The following is a 17,115-nucleotide window of genomic DNA, read 5'->3' as shown; positions in this document are numbered from 1 at the left end:
AGGAAGGTATTACATTCCTACCAGGTGTCCACTTTTTGGTAGGCCTCAATTACTGCCTCCTCCCCGGCTTTATCGGGCCGGCTGTTCCCGTGTTCCATTCCCAGAATTCCCTGATAGCCTTTGGAATGGATAAACTTGAAAACATTGGCATAATTGATTTCCCCGGTTGTTGGTTCGTTCCTTCCCGGATTGTCACCGATCTGGAAATAGGCGATTTCTTCCCAACATGCTTCAATATTCGGAATTAGATTCCCTTCCTGAATCTGCTGGTGGTAGATGTCAAATAAGATCTTGCAGGAGGGGCTGTTTACGGCCTTGCATATTTGATAGGCCTGCGGGCTTTCGGCCAGGAACAAGCCGGGGTGGTTCCTGAAATTCAGGGGTTCGAGTACCATGACGAGTCCATGGGGTTCCAGTATTTCACAAGCGCGTTTCAGGGATTCGACCACATTAGCCGTCTGATAGGCCATATTGAGTCTCAAATCTACATGGCCCGGGACAACGGTCATCCATTTGGCATTGACCCGTTTGGCCACCTCCACGGATTCCGCTATTTCCTTCAGGAATTTTTCTCGTAAAGCCGCATCCCCACTGGCCAGGTTGGGTTCGGTCCAGTAAATTTCATGGGCTACGAAGACCCCCATGACAATCCCGCGGTCGGCCATCACTTTAGCCATAGACTCCTGCAAAGCAGTTGTTCGCCCTTTGATTTCATTATCCTCGAACGCGGTAAACCCCCGATCGGCCATAAAATTTAACTGATCCAGTGGGTCTTCCCCTGCCGAATGCCGGAACATCCCCAGGTGCGGTGCGTATTTCAACTTAAAATCTGTTTTGGACAGGGAAGGCTTCAGGTTTTCCTCCCGGGAAGCTCCATTTACAGCTGCGGCTGCCTGGGCCGTCCCCAAACCGGCCAGTCCCAAAGCGGCTGAGGCCATCACGTTATTCTGAATAAATTTTCTTCGTTCCATAGGTTCCCGACAAAATATGTTTCGTCCCAAAAGATAATCAAAACCAAACGTACCCGTGGCGGAAGCCCGGATTTTGTAATTTTCGGCTTGCAAACCAAAACCCCATGGCGAATAAGTCCAGAACAATTCGGGTAGCTGCCCCGGGAAGGATCAACCTTATTGGGGAGCATATAGACTACAACGACGGATGGGTACTGCCTGCGGCAATTGACCGCTGTATATACCTCACCATGACGGCCAACGGAGATGACACCTCGTTTACAGTCACCAGCGAGGACTTCGGGAGTACCTTTAGTGGGGATTTGGACCAACTTGAAAAGGGCGGTGCGGGCTGGCACCAATATATTCTGGGGGTCCTAAGTGAAATCCGGAAACGATCCGATGGCCTGCGGGGTTTTAGCTGTACCCTGCACAGCGAAATCCCGGTGGGATCCGGGGTGAGCTCTTCCGCGGCCCTGGAAAGCGGACTTGCCTTTGGCCTGAATGAACTCTTTGATCTGGGCCTCAGCCCCTGGGACCTCATCCATATTGGCCAGGATGCCGAACATAATTTTGTAGGCACGGCATGCGGGATTATGGATCAATTTGCCTCGGTAATGGGTAAATCAGGGCATTGCATGCTGCTGGATTGTAAAAGTCTGGAATTCGAATATGTGCCTGCTGCTTTCGGGTCCTACAAACTACTGCTGCTGAATTCGAATGTTTCGCATAACCTGGCGTCCAGTGGCTACAATAGCAGGCGGGAAGAAAGTGCCACTGCACTTACCTTGCTTTCGGATTACTACGAATCACCCCCCAGTTATCGCGCCTTAACCCGGGCGCAAATCGAAGCAGCCCAGCAGCTGTTATCGCCGAACCAGTACAAGCGTGCCACTTTCGTAGTGGCAGAAATTGAACGGGTGCGTAGGGCCGTGCAAGCCCTTCGGGAGAACGACCTGGAGGAATTCGGAGCCTTGATGTATCAGAGTCATGAAGGCCTGAGTACCCGATATGAGGTAAGCTGTCCGGAATTGGATTTTCTTGTGGATCTCACTCGTAACAACAAATGTATTGCCGGTGCCCGTATGATGGGGGGAGGATTTGGAGGATGTACCCTGAACCTGATCCACCAGGAAGCCATCGAAGCCTTTGTCTCCAGGGCTGCAGCGGCCTATAAAAATCGTTTTAGTCTAGATTTAAACTGGTTTGAAGCTACTCCTTCTGCAGGGACCCGTTTGTTATGAAGGCAATTACCCGGGCTTCCAATTGGGTCAGGTCGTCGACCACGAATTCGGATGGGAGCAATTTGCAATCGTGAACAGATTTCCGGGTAATTGCATTGGTAACCGCAAAAACAGGCATCCCCGCATTTTGTGCTGCTTTGATCCCATTTACAGAATCCTCGATTACCAGGAATTCTTCCGTTTTAAGACCAAAATGCTCCTGTACTTTCAGATAGATATCCGGAGCCGGTTTCCCGTTTTCCACGTCGTCCCGGGTACAGATCAAATCAAAGTCTCCGAAAATGCCCATGGCCGTAGTTACCTTCCTGGCTTCCGGTAAATGCGACATGGTCGCCAGAACCCGGGTCTTCCCTTCCTGACCAAGCCGGTGGAACAAGCCGAGGGTATTTGAGCAAAAATGCCGGGACAGCAGCTCCTCATTGTCCAGAATGCCGTGGTAAATCTCCAGCCGTTTCTCAATGAGTGCTTCCCCCAAGGTGGCCATATTGGATTCCCCGAGAGCGGCCTGGAGCTCACTTCGAAAGTGCGTTGCAAGTCCATGGACCACCTCCTGCCGGGATAGGCCTACAAAACGATCAAACACCCCCATCGTCTGTTCTTTGGGAACATGGCCAGCTGTTAGCGTGAACATGGCTCGGGCGTACGACTCAGCCTTGAGTACTTCGGTCTGGATCAGGGTACCATCCAGATCAAAAATCACTGCTCGTATCATTTAAATTGGATATTTTAGGACCTCTGCTAAAGGTAAGTAAATGGATCACACCACCCAGGCCAAACAACAAGCCGCGAAGGCCGCCCTGAAGTACGTCGAACCCGGGATGATCCTCGGTCTGGGGACGGGATCTACAGCCGCTGAACTGATTCGTTTGCTGGGGGAGCAGGTCGCCCAGGGCTTCGACATCACCGGGGTACCTTCATCCGATCAATCGGCCCAGCTGGCTCAAGAACTGGGTATTCCCCTTAGTTCGCTGCAAGAATCCCCTGTCCTTGACCTGAACATCGATGGTGCCGATGAAGTGGATCCGCAGTTTAATATGATCAAAGGCGGGGGTGGCGCACTCCTTCGGGAAAAGATCCTGGCCCAAAGTGCGAAGCGCAATATTTTTATTGTGGATCAGGGGAAACAGGTGCATGAACTGGGGGCTTTTCCACTTCCCCTGGAAGTCGTACCCTTCGCTTTGGAAAGCGTAGTTATTCAGCTACAACAAATAGACTTGAACCCGCAGTTACGGTTGCAAAATGGCGCTCCTTTCAAAACTGATGAGGGCAATGCAATCCTCGACGCAGATATCCGTGGGTTCTCGGATTACCAAAGGCTCAACTCGCGATTACTAGCTATTCCGGGTATCGTGGAAACCGGGTTATTCCTGGATTATGTCGATGTGCTCATCGTCGGCAACCTGACTGGGGCTGGAATCCTGGAGAATCCGAAATAACCCTGCTGACGGGCTCGGGGCAACTGGGTTGTTTTTCTTATCTTTTTACAATCTGTTTACTTTGAAAAAACCCCTAACCATGGCACTTGATCTCAGTTTCATCCGATCCCAATTCCCCGCGTTTCGAGACCCTGACCTCAAGGGTTGGGCCTTTTTTGAAAATGCCGGAGGGTCTTATCCGTGTCAACAGGTGGTAGACCGCTTGCATCATTTTTACACGCACCACAAAGTACAGCCTTACTATCCCTATCCGGCCTCCATTAAGGCCGGTGAGCAGATGGATGAGGCCTATGCGTCTATGGCTTCTTACCTGGGAGCCGATCCGCTGGAGATTCATTTCGGTCCTTCCACCACCCAGAATGCCTATGTGCTCTCCCACGCTTTGCGGTCGATGTGGAATGAAGGGGACGAAATCATTGTAAGCTGCCAGGATCATGAAGCCAACGCTGGTGCCTGGAGGCGCCTGGAAGCTACCGGGATCAAAATCGTGGAATGGCACGTAGACAAGCAAACCGGAGTTTTGCCCATAGAGGACCTCAGTAAGCTTTTCTCCAAACGTACCCGGATGGTAGCCTTTCCCCATTGCTCTAATGTCATCGGCCACGTAAACCCAGTTGGTAAAATTGCCTCCCTGGCACATTATCACGACGCATTATGTGTAGTAGACGGTGTAGGATGGGCGCCCCATGAAATCCCGGATTTCAAGTCACTCGGTGCGGACATTTATTTGTTCTCCTCCTATAAAACCTTTGGACCGCATCTTGGGGTCATGTACGTTCGTCATGAGCTCAATCTTCAAATGGCCAACCAAAGTCATTTCTTCAAAGATGGAAGTCCGCGGCACCGCTTAACCCCTGCCGGACCGGATCATGCGCAGGTAGCGGCAGCGGCGGGGATGGCCCATTACTGGGATGCTGTTTATGAACACCACAGGGATACTGCAAAGCCCGGTCAGGCTGAGGCAAACCAAAAACGAGAGCTGTTGAACGACTTATTTCGAGGTCATGAAATGGAACTTCTGGCGCCGCTACTGGAGTTTCTGGGTTCGCGTAAGGACCTGAGGATAATAGGTCCTTCGTCACTGGAGAATCGGGCTCCAATCGTCTCCTTCCTCCCGCTTAAAAAAGATTTGAAAACCGTATATGACGGACTTACCAAAAACCAGATCATGGCTGGATACGGGCATTTTTATGCCGTCAGACCGCTAATCGATATGGATATCCCCCGTGATCCAGGAGTTATCCGCTTATCCTTTGTGCACTATACCTCCCCAGCCGAAATACAGCAATTGATCGCAGGGTTGGAATCGGCTCTGGGATAGTACTCACTTATTTCAGAGGCGAAAAGTCCGTTGCGGTAAACAACTCAAACTTCAGGGAATCGAGGATGGGGCCATCGGCGATAGAATTGGCCCGGGCCTCCAACCAATCCGGGTCCTCCAGGAAGGTGGCCCAACTTGTGCTTCGCGCCGTGGTATCGGGAAATGTGATAAAATAGATCAGGGTGCGATCTCCCATTTCATGCCGGTCGTCCAAATCAAAATAGGCCACGTTGGTCATTCCGTTGTTCTCGAAAATCTTAAGAGTATGATCCCGGAAACGCGCGTGCAGATTGGGTAATTTACCTTCAGGAGTGAAATAGGTGCGCTGGGAAAAGACTCTGGGTCCCCCATCGCCGGCAACGATCTTGGGGGAATAATCCGTATACCGCAAAAAGACCTGCTCAACCGAATCCACGATGGGCCCGTCGGCGGTAGAAGCTTCCCAAACCTGTTTCCAATCCGGATCTTCGGCAAAGGAATTCCAGATGGCATCCCGAGATTCTTCATTGGGATATCCAATAATGTAAACCAACTTATTATCCGGGTTCTCCACAGGTATCCAATACGCCAAATTCGTCATCCCGTGTTTCTCAAAGAGCTTCATGGTATGATCGCGAAACCTGGTTTGCAGCGCATCCAGTCGTCCCGGGGCGCAGTAGTAGGTACGCATTTCAAAGAAGCTGGCTTCCGGAAGGGCCGCAGCCATTTCTTCTTCCTCAAGGGCTTCATCGGCCTTTTTTTCCTGTTTGCAACTCAGGACCAGCAGTAAAAAGAGTGCCAGGAGAAACGAAGCCTTGGTGTACTTGGAAACTTTCATGTCGGAGAATTCGAGAAGATTACCCTACAAAGTATGAAAAATCTAGGGACCGGGATCGCGGACACAGCGAAAGCCTGTATGGCCAAAGGAGGAATCCGGGGTCGAACGCATACGGCGGGCAACGCGATACCCACTGCAATAGCTTTCACTACATAAAAAAGATCCTCCACGGATTACGTATTTTTCGGCATAGGGTTCCAGGGGGTCGTAGGCCCTTGCCGGACCCTGGGGGTTTACCAAAACAGCTGTTGATGACTTCTGTCTGTAGGCATCGGCCCGATACTTATCCTGACACCACTCCCAGACATTGCCGGCCATATCATAAAGCCCGTAACCATTGGGCGGATAACTCTGAACAGGAGCCGTGCGCGGATAGCCGTCGGCCACACTGTTCTGATAGGGAAAGTTTCCCTGCCAGAAATTGGCTTTACCGGTCGCATTGGCAATAGATTCGTTCCCCCAGGGATATTTCGGGTCGTCCAGACCGCCCATGGCTGCCCACTCCCACTCTGCTTCGGTTGGGAGGCGTTTGCCCGCCCATTCCGCATAAGCCCGGGCATCTTGAAGGGCAATATGCACTACGGGATGGTCCATCCGGTTTTCCAGGTCCGAACCGGGGCCTTCCGGGTGTCTCCAGTTTGCCCCGATGGTCCAGGCCCACCACTGGCTGTAGTCCCGAAGGTCTACAGGGCCTGTAGTTGGCACGAATACCAGGGAACCCGCACGCAATACAGAATCCGGGGGTTTCGGCGTTCCGGGTGGAACTTGCTTGCGAAGCTCATCCCAATCGACATCGCGCTCCGCCACTGTTATGTATCCCGTAGCCTCCACAAACTCTAAAAACTGAGCGTTGGTTACTTCCGTTTTATCCATCAGGAAATCGGCTACCTGAACCTGCCTCCTGGGAAGTTCATCCGGATCGGCCTGCGGGCTTTTTCCGCCCATTGTAAAGGTTCCCCCCGGAATCAGGACCATCTCCTCCATATCCGCGACCTCCTCCCCTTGCGGTCTACATCCCGTTACGCAAAATAAAATCAGTAAAACCAGGGGGCGTAAAATCACAGGCATTGGAGCGGGCATAGATCAGATTCTGATCCAAAATACTTAAAATTGAGCTATCTTGATCTTATGAAATACCAACCGCTTTCTCGTGTACTCCTTATTTTAATCCTGCTCACTTCCTGCAAATATACCCGGGAAGCACCTCAGGAGACCACGCGCTTTACCCACGAGCTTACCGGGGAAGTACTCCCCTGGACCCACGATCATTTCGAGGAGACCGAAACCGATTTTACCTTCGCCATCATTTCCGACCTGAATGGCGGCGAGCGACCCCATATTTTTAGTAAGGCGGTAGCCCAGCTCAACCACCTCGATCCAACTTTTGTCCTGAGCGTGGGAGATCTTATCGACGGGGGTACTACGGATACGGACCAACTCAAACGGGAGTGGGATTTCTTTGACCAACGGGCGCGTGCGCTGCATATGCCTTTTTTCTACGTAGGTGGAAACCACGACCTCACCAACAAGACCATGCGGGAATTCTGGGAGGGTCGTTTTGGCCCACGCTTCTATCATTTTCGCTACGATGATGTCCTTTTCCTGATGCTCGACTCGGAGGATTACACCGAAAAGCGAATGGAAGAAATCTACCAGGCAAGGGATACGGCAATCCGGATTCTAGACGGCCTGATGGAAGGCGACTATGCCACTTCTACCTATCGCTTTATGCCCGAGCGCAACCTTGGGGGCATGAGCGAAGAGCAAATCGCATACTTCAAAGAGGTACTCACCCAAAATCAGGATGTACGCTGGACCTTCCTGCTCATGCATAAACCGCTATGGCTCAATGACGATGGGGACATCCTGCAGCGTGAAGATATCCCGTTAGAACCGCTGGAAACGGCTCTGGCCGGAAGGAACTACACGGTCTTCAATGGTCACTTTCACCGCCTCTCCCACCGGGAGCGTCACGGCATGGAATATATGATCCTGGGGACAACAGGGGGAAGCCAACGGCCAAATGACTCCACCGCCATCGACCACATTACCCTGGTACGTATGGCCGAAAAGCCTGAAATCCTTCATATAAAAATGGACGGAATCCTGGAATCGGACGGGCGTATTAATCCGGCAATCGATCCGAAAATGGAATAAAATTCAGGGTGTCGTACGAACTACTGTCCCAGGGGCTGGGCCTCAAAAGCGGTGAGGGCGTCGGCGGAACAATTTACCGTAAAATCAATGGGGTTGCAGCAGACTTCACAGTCCTCAACAAATTGCTGTTGCGATACGGAAGTATCTACGAGAATAGAGATCGTTTCCCAGCAATACGGACATTGAAAGAAGTGTTCCAGCATGGAGGTTTCGAACTAAAACTCCTGATTCAGCAATTCCCCGCTCACCTGTAACAACTGTAGCTCGGCCAGTTTCGCATTGTATTTAGCCTGGCTGCGGGCCAGTTCGGCCTGCAACAAATTGAGCTGCGCCTGGCGAAATTCAATAGAGGTAATCTGTCCCAGTTGGTACCGCTCCCGGGAACGCTCAAAGTTGTCCTGGTTAGTTTGCAGGTTCTTGTCCTGTACGTCGAGGACAAAGAGTGCGTTGCGGTAATCCCCGTAAGCATTCTGGATATCGCGCTCCACTTCCAACTCGGTCTGCTGGCGGATCAGTTCCTGGTTCTCAAAAGTGATACGCGCATTTCGCGCATTGTTGATGGCACTACCGCCATCGAAGAGGTTCCAGGTAACATTCACCCCCCCGTTGATATTGGTGGAAGTGTTCTGGAGTACAAAGGCCAGCGGGCTGTTGTTATTGGATTCATTCCACCCGTAACTTCCGGTAAGCCCAATAGTAGGCAGGTAGCCGCTACGTGTAGCCTTCATGGAGTACTCGGAAATAAGGATATCCTTTTCGGCCAGCAGCATCCGGATGTTATTTTCCCGGGCCGCCGACATGATGTCCTCAATTTGCAATTGAGGCAGGAAAGTGACCGTAGTATCTGCCGCAAAAGCGGTGGTAAGTTCCCGATTCATAATCAGGTTCAGGTCGCGTTTGGTGTTGCGCAAAAACTGCTGGGCGTTGAGCAGGTTTACGCTGTCCGTATTCACATCGACCTCAGCATTGAGTACATCTAGCCCTGTATTCTGTCCAAATTCGAACTGATACCGGGCCCGTTCCAGTCGGTTTCGGGATATGGTAAGCGCCTCCTGCAGGTTCGCGGCGTTTTCCTCCAGGCGGGCGACCTCATAATATACCGAAAACAGTTGTAGGACTGTCGTTTCTATGGTTTGCCGAACCTCTAGTTCCGATTGGGCAGATCGCTCCTTAAACCGCTTGTAATCGTACCAGCGACCAAACCCGTCAAATAAGGTATAATTAACATTCAGAGAAGCATTGTACCGACGGGTTTCTGCGCCATCGGCCGTACGAGTTTCCCCGTTGGCAAGGACCCCTTCGGTATCCTGCACATCGATACTTCCGCCCCCGATGGCACTCACGGTAGGGAGATAGCCCGAATTCAGCAAACTTGCGTTGTTCTCGTCGATCTCGCGCTGGTTCCGGCTCACCTGGATACCCAGGTTATTCTCCAGGGTAAATCCTACGGCATCTTCCCGGGTTAAGAGTGGTATCTGCACGGCTTCCCGGAGTTCTTCTTCTGATGAAGGTCCGCCGGGAACTGCGTTGGTTTCCTGTCCTAAGGCGGGAAATGCAACGCTAATCAATAAAAGTGTCAGTGAAACAAATTGCTTCATTTGTCCTGGTGTTGGTATGCTTGAGTTTTTTGACGGCGCCTTTTTGTATCCCGGGCCACGTTGTTCGCCTCGCTGAGTTCGCCTTCCAAATCCTCCTGCATTTTGATCTCTTTGATTACGCGCTCCACTTCCTCCCGGTTGACCGTTTCTCCGGTCTTTAACCATTTGATTCGCGCCTTGGCATTATTCACTACAGAGAGCGATAGCGGAAGGAGATAAAGGGTGAGAACCGTGGCTATGGCAATTCCAAAGGAGATAGAAATGGCCATGGGTATCAGGAATTGGGCCTGACGGCTCTTTTCCAATAGCAGCGGGGCTAATCCGGCGATGGTGGTCAGCGAAGTTAGGAAGATTGCGCGGAAACGGGAATTCCCCGCGGCAAACAGCGCGTCTTCAAACTTCATTCCCTTCCTCAAATACGAATTGAACTTGCCGATTAGTACCAGGCCGTCGTTCACCATAATCCCAATCAGGGCGATAATTCCAAGGAAGGATAGGATATTAATCGGGAATCCTAACAGGTAATGGCCCCACGCAATTCCAATAATACTGAATGGAATCATCAGAATCAGGATAATAGGCTGGCTGTAGGTCCTGAAGGTAAAGGCAATCACCGCAAATATCAGGAAGAGGATAACCGGCCAAACCCGGTTCAGAGAATTAAAGAGCTTTTGGGCCTCCCGGTTCTGACCCTCAAAGGCCACTTTAAGGCCGGGATAACGCGATTGCAGCTCAGGAATAAAATTGAATTGTACATCCTGTATGATTTCCGTGGCGCTATCGTTGGGGTCTTCCATATCCGCCTCTACCCGAATCTCACGTTGCCCATCGAGGTGGCTGATGGATTCGTCTCCGCGGGAAATGGAATAGGTAGCAATCTCCGAGAAGGGAACCCGTTGACCCGAAGGCGTCAGGATCCGCATATCGTCCAGGTCGTTGATCGATGAGCGGTTGGAACGGTCGTAGCGTACCCATACGCGAATCTCGTCCTGGCCGCGCTGGAAACGTTGTGCCTGGGTACCGAAGAATCCGGCTCGGACTTGCGACATTACCGATTGCAGGTTAAGCCCCAGGGCATACGCATTCTCCCGGAGTTTGATATCGATTTCCTTAATCCCCTCAGGATCGGTATCCGTCACGTCCGTCAGCCGAGGATTGTTCTCCAGATAGGCGCGCAGTTCTTCCTTAGCGGCTTCGAGTTGTTTACTATCGTTACTGAGTAAGGCAATGGATACCGGGCTACCCCCGAAGTTCCCCCCGGAACCAAAGGTGAGTCGTTCTACCCCGTAAACCGGGCCAACTTCCTCGCGAATGGCATTGGTAATTTCCGGGCTGGGGAAATCCCGTTCTTCCCCGGGCAGGAGATTCACCCGAAGGGACGCCTTGTTGGTTCCCGGACCTACCCGCTTGATGATGTTCTCCACCACCTGTTTATTTTCTGTCTGGCGCGCCGTATAATCTTCATTTACCCGCCAGGCTGCAGCTTCGACCATAGTGATGATCTCAGCGGTCTTTTCCGGGTTTGTTCCCTCAGGCATGAGCAGGTTAATGTTCACCTGATCACTGGCAATACTGGGGAAGATGGTAATCCGGATTAAGCCTGCCCCAATAGAGGCGATAGTCACCATAAAGAGACCCAGGAAAATGGCAAAGGACAAAAACCGGTTATTCAGCACAAAACGAAGGCTGGGGGCATAGAGGTTTTCCCTCAGATAATTCATAATACGATCTCCCAGCACATTAAAACTGCGCAGTTTGGCAAAGACTTTCTCTATGGGCCCTTTCTTTTTCGCTTTATCCTCCTCCGTTTCTTTAACCAGAGCCTTGGAGTGGGCAATATGGGCAGGGAGGATAATCAGGGCTTCCACCAGGGATACCACGAGGGTTAAGATCACAACGGTAGATACTTCGCCAAAGAACTCCCCAATTCTACTGTCGAGAAATAAGAATGTAGAGAAGGCCAGTACGGTGGTCAGGATCGCAGAAATAATCGGTGGAATTACCTCCATGGTTCCATCTATGGCCGCCTGTATGGGCGACTTACCTTCCTCATAATGCTGATAGATATTCTCCGAGATAACAATTCCGTCGTCGACCAGGATCCCGATTACGATAATCATCCCGAAGAGCGAGAGCACGTTAATAGTCACGTCAAAACTGCCGGCAAACATAAACATCCCTAAAAAGGCGATCGGTAATCCGAAGGCTACCCAAAAGGCCAGGCGGGTATTGAGGAAGAAGGACAGAAATATGAGTACGAGCAAAATTCCCACTGCCCCGTTCTCCAGCAGCAACTCGGTCCGTTGGTTCAGCGTAATGGAGCGGTCCGACTCCACATCCAGGCGAATGTTGTTGTGGGTCGCATTAAAATCTTCGATATAGGCATTGATCTTCTCTGCCGTAGGGATCAGGTCTTCACTGTTGGTGTTACTGACCTCTACGTTTACCGCCAGGTTTCCGTTGAAGTAAAGGGTGTTGGGGTTCTCAGAAAAGCGATCGCGTACATCGGCCACATCGCCGAGTCGTATGATGTTCCCTGAAATATCCGAACGTACCACCAGGTTATTGAGCTCATCCCCATAGTACGAACGGGCCCTGGCCCGGATCAGATAATCCTCAGCCTCGGTTTTAATATCCCCGCCAGTGGTTAGGATATTCGCCTGACCAACGGCCTGGGCAACTTCCTGAAAGGTCAGTTCATAAGCCAAAAGATCGCTTTCGCGTACGGCTATTTCAATTTCTTCCTCCGGGTATCCGCTGATCTCGATTTGGGAAATCCCGTCCATGGCCCGCAGGTCATATTCAATTTCCCGGGCAATTTGCTTGAGGGTTTTCAGATTCACCCCTTCCCCACTAACCGAAAAGCTAATGGTAGGCCGAATGGCTTCCTGTTTGGCAACCACCAGGGGTTCCATACCCCCGGGAAAATTAGGTACCCGGTCAACCGCATTCTTGACCTCGGTGATCATGACATCGATGTCCTCGTCCTTATCGATTTCGACTACAATAGAACCCCCATTTTCACGGGAGGTCGATGTAAATCGTTCAACACCAACCAGCCCTTTCAGGTTGTCCTCGATCTTCAGGACTACCCCTTCCTCAATTTCCTGGGGAGCTGCCCCGGGATAATTGATGTTAATCGTAATCGTCTGGGATTCGATCAGGGGGAAGAAGGACGAACGCATCCGCAATACTCCGATGATACCGAAGACTGCAAAGGCTATGATCACGACGTTGACCGCAACGTCGTAGCGAATAAAATAACTGATGATCTTGCGCATCCTGTTCTAGTTCTGGAGGTTCTGACTCACTTCTTCAGCCGGCTTTTCGTCGCTGTAAGGTTTCACGACCATACCCGGATAAGCCCCCGGTACGGAGCGCGAAAGGTAGGTTGTCCCGTCCTCAAGTCCGCGCAGGATCACGGTCTGATCGGTAAAGAAAATGGTCTCCACTTCGGCCAGGTCCAGGACACTGTCCCGTAGAATAAAGATTTCCCCTTGCTCCGTAAGCAGGCGTCGCGGGATTTCTATGGCATTTTCCTCTTCTCTTCCGGCGATGAGCGCCTCCAGATACATGCCTTCCTTGAGGCTGGGATCGGCCACATCGATGAATACGGTTACGGTCTGAGATTGCTGGTTTACAGCCGCGTTGATGCGACTAACCTTCCCGGTAAAGGACTGGGAAGCTTCCAGGGATTCCAGTTGTACTTCACGGCCCACTTTGAGGAAATCGCTATAACTCTTATTAACGGCTACTTCCAGCTCGTAAATGGAGGTGTTTATAAACGTCCCCAAGGATTGTCCGGAACGTACCAGGGTGCCTTCAGTGACATCGGCCTGGGTCAGGACCCCATTAAATGGTGCCCGGATAACGTACTTGCCCAAGCGCTGCTCGAGGTTTTTGACGTTGTAATACGTGGTTACGATATTCCGGCCATTGATGAAGTAACGCTCCTTTTCAGAAGCCATTTCTGGCAGGACGGGTGTTGTTTTGTTTAAGTCAAAGCCGTTGAGGTAAGCCTGCCACTTGGGATAGATTTCCGGGTAGTCCAGACGCAGGTCGGGCATGGCCGCGGTGATAAGGTTGTAAAGGTTACTCTTGGCCGATTGCACACTGGCCTGATACTCCGAAGCATCGATGCGTAGAAGCACCTCTCCTTTGCGATAGGCCTGGCCTGGTTTAAAGGGATGCGCACTGCCCAGGAAAATCCCCTGAACTTCAGAGAACAGGGCAACGCGCTGCTTGGCCATTAGGTTCCCGTTGGCACTGAGACGCACCGGAATAGAGCCATTTCTGACCGTGTCAACAAAAACGGTTTTGGCTTGCAATTTCGGGGCGGGGCGTTTGTCTTTTTCCTGAGTTACGAGAAGGTAAGAAATCCAACCGGAGAGCACGAGAACGAGCACCCCGAGGATGTAGAGTATTATTTTTCGCATATAGCCGTATTAGGTGGTAGGCTTAAGACCGTAAAATTATCCATAAGTTTAACGGTGCTTCGTTAAACTTATCATAAAAGGCCCCGTAGTCAGGGGGAAGCCAAAAAAAAGGGTGCCCGAAAGCACCCCCAACAGCTACGTTGTAACCAAACTAACTAACCTAACTTAATTGTCATTATCGTCTTCAAAAATGGTTTCAGCCATACGCGTTCTGCTGAAATTCAAATTGCGGTAATCGATTTCGGATTTCTCTACATCATAGTCAAAAACCAGCAGGCCCTTACTGTTGATTTTCCCAAGATTCTCGTAAGAATCGAATTGATTGTTTTGCAGTTGCAGGATTTCCAGTTGGGCGAGGTTACCAAAACTCTCCGGGATAGCCCCCCCTAGTTCATTATTAGACAGCACCAGTTCTTTAAGGGCGGTCAGGTTACCTATGCTTTCGGGAATGTCCCCGAATAGCTGATTGTCGAATAGGCCCAGTGCCTCCAGGCTACTCACTTCTCCCAACGAGGTAGGAATACGCCCGAATAGCTGATTACTTGAGAGGTTGAGTACCTCCAGCTTTTTGAGCATCCCCACACTGGAAGGAATACGGCCCGATAAAAAGTTATTGAAGGCCGAGAATTCCCTAAGGTCGGCCATAGCGCCCAGGGTATCCGGAATACCGCCTTTTAAGCGATTCATTTCCAGCTTCAGCACCTGTAATTTGCGCAACTCGAACAGCTCCTCAGGTAAATCTCCGGTGATATTATTAAAGGCCAGATTAAGCGTTTGTAGCTCTTTAAGATTGGAAAGCGTTTTAGGTAAGGGACCCATGAGGTTATTGTGGAAGAGTTCCACCGCTACAACATGGTCATTCTTTACGGTGACACCATGCCAGGAGGCCACCGGCTTCTTAGTATCCCACTTGTGAACCCAATGTAAACCATTGGTGCTCTCATGCAGATCCAGCAGGGCCTGACGCTCTGCTGCAGGTACTTCGGCCAAAAGGCTAAAAGCAGTGAGCAAGGTGCAGGTAATCAGGCTAAGTAGTTTGGGAGCTTTGTATGGCATGTCCTACAACTATAACGTATTTTCCTACAAATATAGCAGTTGCCCCAATTTCTGCCATGCTTATTTTGTATAGAACGCCAATATTTGTTGTGAATTGCACAAAACCTGTGGTTAATCGTCGAAACTGAGCGCCTCCAGGGCCTCAGATATCTCTTCCCACTGCTCCATGGCCGCCGATAATTCGTCTTTCCTACGTTGATAATTGTCAAAAAAGCCTTCTTCGGCGATGGTTTCCTCGTAATTCATCAGCAATTTGTGGTCTATTTCTGACAATTCTTGCTCCAAAGCTGTAATCTTCTTTTCTGTGCTGCTTAAGCGATTACTCAGCGACTTCTTTTTCTTGCGAAGCTTATGCTGTTCAGCCCCGCTCTGGCCCTTTTTATCCGGGTTCCCGTCACCGGATTCGACCGAATTAGTCTCACCTGCTCCGGAGCCTTTACCGGCAGCTGCCGGCTTACCTCTTTCTATTTCCCGAAAATCAGCGGCCATCCGGGTTTGCAGGTATTCATCGATATCATCTAGGAAAGCCTTAATGTTCCGGTCCCGGAATTCATAAACGGTGTCCGTAAGCCCCTGGAGAAAATCCCGGTCGTGGGAGACCAGAATCAGCGTGCCTTCGAAATGCCTCAGGGCCTCCTTCAGGACTTCCTTGGAGGGGATGTCCAGGTGGTTAGTGGGCTCATCCATGACCAGGACGTTAAAGGGTTGCAAGAGCATGCGCGCGAGCGCCAGGCGGTTGCGTTCGCCCCCGGAGAGGACCTTTACCTGCTTTTCAACCTCTTCCCCCCGAAAAAGGAAAGTTCCGAGAATGTCCCGTACCCGTGGACGCGTCTGGGCATTGGCCGCATCGAGCATGGTGTCTTCTACTGTTTTCTCCCCATCCAGGAATTCGGCCTGGTTCTGGGCAAAGTACCCGAGCTGTACATTGTGGCCCAAATTACATTTCCCCTGATACTCCAATTCCCCGACAAGGATGCGAGCCAGGGTAGTCTTCCCCTGACCATTCTGGCCCACAAAGGCAATTTTACTCCCCCGTTCCAAGAGCAGGTCTATATTATCCAGTACCCGCTTTTCGCCGTAAGCCTTGCTCAGGTTATTGATCTCCGCGACCACCTTCCCCGGTTGAACAGATATCGGAAAGCGCAGTTTCATCCGGGTGGCATCCTCCTGGTCTACTTCAATTCGCTCCATCTTGTCGAGCTTCTTGATCAGGGATTGCGCCATGGAAGCTTTGGAGGATTTGGCCCGAAATCGCTCGATCAGGCGCTCCGCCTGTTGGATTTCGCGCTCCTGGTTCTTGAAAGCGCTCATCTGCTGCTCGCGTATTTCCTCCCGCAATTCCATAAAACCGGAATAGGGCTTTTTATAATCGTAGATCCTGCCCAGGGAAATTTCGATCGTACGATTGGTCATTTGATCCAGGAACATCTTGTCGTGGCTAACCAGCATCACTGCCCCCGGAAACTGCTTAAGGAATTCCTCGAGCCAGATTATCGATTCAATGTCGAGGTGGTTGGTAGGCTCATCGAGCAGTAGCAGGTCGTTTTGCTGCAAGAGGAGTTTAGCCAGTTCTATGCGCATGCGCCATCCACCTGAAAAAGTATGGGTGGGTTTATCAAAATCCTCCCGGCGAAAACCAAGCCCCAAGAGGATCTTTTCGGTTTCCCCCTGATAGGTATATCCTCCAATCAGCTCATAGCGTGCCGTTAAATCGCTGAGGGCAACCATGAGATCGTGATAGGCCTCGCTTTCATAATCGTCGCGCTCGGCCAGGGCCGTATTGATCTCCTCGAGCTTCTGTTCCAGCTCCCGGATTTCTTCAAAGGCCTGGTAAGCCTCCTGCAAAACTGTACGCCCCTGTTCAAAATCAAGATCCTGCTTCAGATAGCCCAGGGTCAAGCCCTTGTCCGTGGCAATCGTCCCGGAGGAAGGCGAGAGCTCGCCGGCCAACAGCTTCAACAAGGTAGACTTACCGGCCCCGTTTTTTCCGATAAGGCCAACCCGGTCCCCGGGGCCCAGCATAAAGGAAATCGACTCGAAAAGGTATTCACCGGCAAAGCCGACACTAAGATTGTGGACATTGAGCATAGCGGTGCAAAA

14 protein-coding genes are annotated in these 17,115 nt (G+C 51.1%); 4 read left to right on the top strand and 10 right to left on the bottom strand.

Going from position 1 to position 17,115, the window contains the following annotated elements; all coding sequences use genetic code 11:
* Nucleotides 1-17: 17 nt before the first annotated feature.
* The gene (locus BM318_RS07685) at nucleotides 18-971 is read right to left on the bottom strand and encodes a hydroxypyruvate isomerase family protein (RefSeq protein WP_092982119.1); all 954 of its coding nucleotides are present in this window, start codon (nucleotides 969-971) and stop codon (nucleotides 18-20) included.
* Between the two features lie 104 nt (nucleotides 972-1,075).
* Here BM318_RS07685 and galK point away from each other — a divergent pair, with 104 nt between their 5' ends.
* A complete protein-coding gene (gene galK, locus BM318_RS07680) occupies nucleotides 1,076-2,194 on the top strand; it encodes a galactokinase (protein ID WP_092981922.1) in 1,119 nt (372 codons plus the stop codon).
* Here galK and BM318_RS07675 read toward each other — a convergent pair.
* Entirely contained in the window at nucleotides 2,163-2,906 is a 744-nt protein-coding gene (locus BM318_RS07675) for an HAD family hydrolase (RefSeq protein WP_092981921.1), read from the bottom strand. The genes galK and BM318_RS07675 overlap by 32 nt on opposite strands.
* Nucleotides 2,907-2,946: 40 nt before the next feature.
* Here BM318_RS07675 and rpiA point away from each other — a divergent pair, with 40 nt between their 5' ends.
* Both rpiA and BM318_RS07665 read left to right on the top strand, forming a co-directional pair.
* Entirely contained in the window at nucleotides 2,947-3,630 is a 684-nt protein-coding gene (gene rpiA / locus BM318_RS07670) for a ribose-5-phosphate isomerase RpiA (RefSeq protein WP_092981920.1), read from the top strand.
* Nucleotides 3,631-3,709: 79 nt separating this feature from the next.
* Complete coding sequence (locus BM318_RS07665) at nucleotides 3,710-4,951, top strand: aminotransferase class V-fold PLP-dependent enzyme (protein WP_092981919.1); 1,242 nt, start codon at nucleotides 3,710-3,712, stop codon at nucleotides 4,949-4,951.
* Nucleotides 4,952-4,958: 7 nt separating this feature from the next.
* Here the strand turns inward: BM318_RS07665 and BM318_RS07660 are convergent, their stop codons facing one another.
* Both BM318_RS07660 and BM318_RS07655 read right to left on the bottom strand, forming a co-directional pair.
* Entirely contained in the window at nucleotides 4,959-5,768 is an 810-nt protein-coding gene (locus BM318_RS07660; protein ID WP_092981918.1) for an NIPSNAP family protein, read from the bottom strand.
* 42 nt (nucleotides 5,769-5,810) lie between these two features.
* Nucleotides 5,811-6,836, bottom strand: coding sequence for a formylglycine-generating enzyme family protein (locus BM318_RS07655; protein WP_092981917.1), 1,026 nt, complete (start codon nucleotides 6,834-6,836; stop codon nucleotides 5,811-5,813).
* Nucleotides 6,837-6,878: 42 nt separating this feature from the next.
* On the opposite strand from BM318_RS07655, the gene BM318_RS07650 reads away from it, so the two are divergent.
* Nucleotides 6,879-7,925, top strand: a complete 1,047-nt coding sequence (locus tag BM318_RS07650) for a metallophosphoesterase family protein (protein WP_245759767.1) — start codon at nucleotides 6,879-6,881, stop codon at nucleotides 7,923-7,925.
* 20 nt (nucleotides 7,926-7,945) lie between these two features.
* Here the strand turns inward: BM318_RS07650 and BM318_RS07645 are convergent, their stop codons facing one another.
* From BM318_RS07645 to BM318_RS07620, 6 genes are all read right to left on the bottom strand, one after another.
* Nucleotides 7,946-8,128, bottom strand: a complete 183-nt coding sequence (locus tag BM318_RS07645; protein ID WP_092981915.1) for a CPXCG motif-containing cysteine-rich protein — start codon at nucleotides 8,126-8,128, stop codon at nucleotides 7,946-7,948.
* Nucleotides 8,129-8,140: 12 nt separating this feature from the next.
* Nucleotides 8,141-9,523: a TolC family protein gene (locus BM318_RS07640; protein WP_092981914.1), complete on the bottom strand. Its 1,383-nt coding sequence runs from the start codon at nucleotides 9,521-9,523 to the stop codon at nucleotides 8,141-8,143.
* On the bottom strand, nucleotides 9,520-12,804 hold the full coding sequence (locus tag BM318_RS07635) for an efflux RND transporter permease subunit (protein WP_092981913.1): 3,285 nt from the start codon (nucleotides 12,802-12,804) through the stop codon (nucleotides 9,520-9,522). The genes BM318_RS07640 and BM318_RS07635 overlap by 4 nt, the downstream gene beginning before the upstream one ends.
* A 6-nt stretch (nucleotides 12,805-12,810) precedes the next feature.
* Nucleotides 12,811-13,959, bottom strand: coding sequence for an efflux RND transporter periplasmic adaptor subunit (locus tag BM318_RS07630; protein ID WP_092981912.1), 1,149 nt, complete (start codon nucleotides 13,957-13,959; stop codon nucleotides 12,811-12,813).
* A 165-nt stretch (nucleotides 13,960-14,124) separates the two neighbouring features.
* A complete protein-coding gene (locus BM318_RS07625) occupies nucleotides 14,125-15,015 on the bottom strand; it encodes a leucine-rich repeat domain-containing protein (RefSeq protein ID WP_092981911.1) in 891 nt (296 codons plus the stop codon).
* 111 nt (nucleotides 15,016-15,126) lie between these two features.
* Entirely contained in the window at nucleotides 15,127-17,103 is a 1,977-nt protein-coding gene (locus BM318_RS07620; RefSeq protein ID WP_092981910.1) for an ABC-F family ATP-binding cassette domain-containing protein, read from the bottom strand.
* Between the last annotated feature and the right edge of the window lie 12 nt (nucleotides 17,104-17,115).

The organism is Robiginitalea myxolifaciens (genome assembly GCF_900115205.1).
Taxonomy (GTDB): Bacteria; Bacteroidota; Bacteroidia; order Flavobacteriales; family Flavobacteriaceae; genus Robiginitalea; species Robiginitalea myxolifaciens.
Note: the sequence above shows the minus strand (reverse complement) of the source record. Positions and strands in the feature narration are given on the sequence as shown.